At 59.4% G+C, this 2,023-nt stretch carries 3 protein-coding genes; 1 reads left to right on the forward strand and 2 read right to left on the reverse strand.

Translation table 11 applies throughout. The features are described from left to right. Positions 1-113: 113 nt before the first annotated feature. On the reverse strand, positions 114-866 hold the full coding sequence (hemQ, locus tag AMA01_RS04700) for a hydrogen peroxide-dependent heme synthase (RefSeq protein WP_067848119.1): 753 nt from the start codon (positions 864-866) through the stop codon (positions 114-116). 130 nt (positions 867-996) lie between these two features. Here hemQ and AMA01_RS04705 point away from each other — a divergent pair, with 130 nt between their 5' ends. Further along, positions 997-1,359 (forward strand): hypothetical protein, encoded by a 363-nt coding sequence (locus AMA01_RS04705; protein ID WP_067848120.1) that lies wholly within the window; start codon positions 997-999, stop codon positions 1,357-1,359. On the opposite strand, the gene spo0A is transcribed toward AMA01_RS04705, so the two are convergent. Continuing rightward, on the reverse strand, positions 1,356-2,023 hold a 668-nt coding region (gene spo0A, locus AMA01_RS04710; RefSeq protein ID WP_067848123.1), incomplete at its 5' end, for a sporulation transcription factor Spo0A. The genes AMA01_RS04705 and spo0A overlap by 4 nt on opposite strands.

The following is a 2,023-nucleotide window of genomic DNA, read 5'->3' on the forward strand; positions in this document are numbered from 1 at the left end:
TCTTGAAAACTCAGTTCCGGATGTTCGTGCAAGTGTCGGCGCCAAGCGACGAGCTGTTGGCGCATGGCCTCCACTTCACGCACGAGTAGCTCCATCTCCGGTCCTCTCCCCTCTCACCCGTGAAGCGTCATCATCCACGTGGTCAACCCTTCCACATCGACCTGTTCCCCAACGTAAAACGGTCCGAATTCCGCGAAGCGTGCACTCGATTCGTCGAATCTCATTTCGTAGATGAGCTTCTTGAAATGGATGGGGTCGTCCGCGTAGAGCGTCACACCCCATTCCCAGTCGTCGAGGCCGACCGAGCCGGAGATGATCTGCTTCACCTTTCCTGCAAACTGACGGCCTATTTGCCCATGCGCCATCAGGTGCTTTCTCCTCTCCGCTTCATCGAGCATGTACCAATTGTCGGGATGCGTGCGGCGCTTATTCATCGGATAAAAACAGACATAGCGCATCTGCGGCACAGGAGGTTTCAACCTCAACTGGAGCACCTCGTCTTGCTCGACGTCAACGCCGGGCTTGGCCAAATAGCCGCCCAACTCCACCACGGATACGTAAGAATACGCCCGTTCCGTGAAGTCGGCGAAGCGCGTGGCCTCAAATCTCGCCTTGGCCTCATTTAACTCGCCAATCGTAGGCCGCATGTACAAAAACAGCAGGTCCGCTTTGGTGCCCGCGAGGACAAACTGCCCGAAGCTGCCCAAACGCGAGCGCTGGGCGTCCAACTCACCTTGAACGAATGCTGTAAAATCCCGCATGACCGCGGCAGCCGAATGCACATCGATGCTCTTCCATGCCTCTCGCCGGATGGTGCGGAAATCGTGCCACACGTACCATCCGTCCAGCGTCTGCGGTGCTGCCATAGCGTCACCCTCCTCTGCCGTACACATTATCACAACGGCCGAGGGGGACCCAAAGCGCGACGATGAAACGCATACGAGGCGCTGCGGCATCATACGAATCTATCAAGGTCTTGTCCAAGGGAGGGATTCCATGCGAGCGTGGAAATGGGGGCTCGCCGTGGTCTCCTGGATATTCGGAAGTTATGCCGTCTGGTCCTGTTTGGTGATTGCACGCGCGGGAGCCGCGGCCGACATTCCACAGCTCGAAGCGGCGGGCGCTGCGGAATTGACCGCGGCCATTGGATGGCTCGCGGCCGGATGTCTCTCCATTTGGCGGCTGTCGGTTTCCGCAGTCCTGTACTTCGCAAATGCGCTCTGGGCGGCCTCACTGGCTTTTTACTACCAAGACGAGATGGTTTGGCTCTGGAGTGGAGCCTGCGCCCTTCTCGGCGCCCTGGCCGTGACCGCGACCAAGCGAAGCAACGGGCGTCCGCTGCGCGTTAACGCGCGCTAACCTACGCGGTGCTCCATTCGGAGCCGGTCCGCGATCATCGCGATGAACTCAGAATTCGTGGGCTTGGTCTTGGAAGCCGAAACCGTGTAGCCGAACACGCGGCGAATGGCCTCCATGTTGCCTCGCCCCCAGGCGACTTCAATGGAGTGGCGGATGGCACGCTCGACCCGGGAAGGCGTCGTCTTAAATCGCTGCGCGATTTTCGGATACAGCACCTTAGTGATGGACCCGAGGATCTCCACGTCCTCGTACACAAGGCCGATGGCCTCGCGGAGATAGTGATATCCCTTGATGTGTGCGGGCACACCGATCTCGTGGATGATCTGCGTAATCTGTGCATCAATCGACCGCCGGGAGGGCGGAGTTGGCGCCGGCATGGTCGTGACAATTGCCTGCGCTGTCGCCGCCACTGGCGCCGGAGCCTCAAACATCACTTGGCGAATGCGTTCAGCCAACACCGGCATATCAAACGGCTTCAGAATGAAGTACGAAACGCCGAGTTCGGCTGCGCGCCGCGTGACGCTTTCCTGGCCAAATGCCGTGAGCATGATGACCTTCGGCGGATGATCCGTCACCTCCGAAAGGCGTTCCAGTGCGCCGAGCCCGTCCAACACGGGCATGATGATGTCGAGGATCAACACGTCCGGCCGCGTTTCGCGCACCA

This window comes from Alicyclobacillus mali NBRC 102425 (assembly GCF_001570745.1).
Taxonomy (GTDB): Bacteria; Bacillota; Bacilli; order Alicyclobacillales; family Alicyclobacillaceae; genus Alicyclobacillus; species Alicyclobacillus mali.

Excerpts from the sequence above, each read along its gene's own strand:
- AMA01_RS04705 (WP_067848120.1), top strand. The coding sequence starts at position 997 with ATGCGAGCGTGGAAATGGGGGCTCGCCGTGGTCTCCTGGATATTCGGA.
- hemQ (WP_067848119.1), bottom strand. The coding sequence starts at position 866 with ATGGCAGCACCGCAGACGCTGGACGGATGGTACGTGTGGCACGATTTC.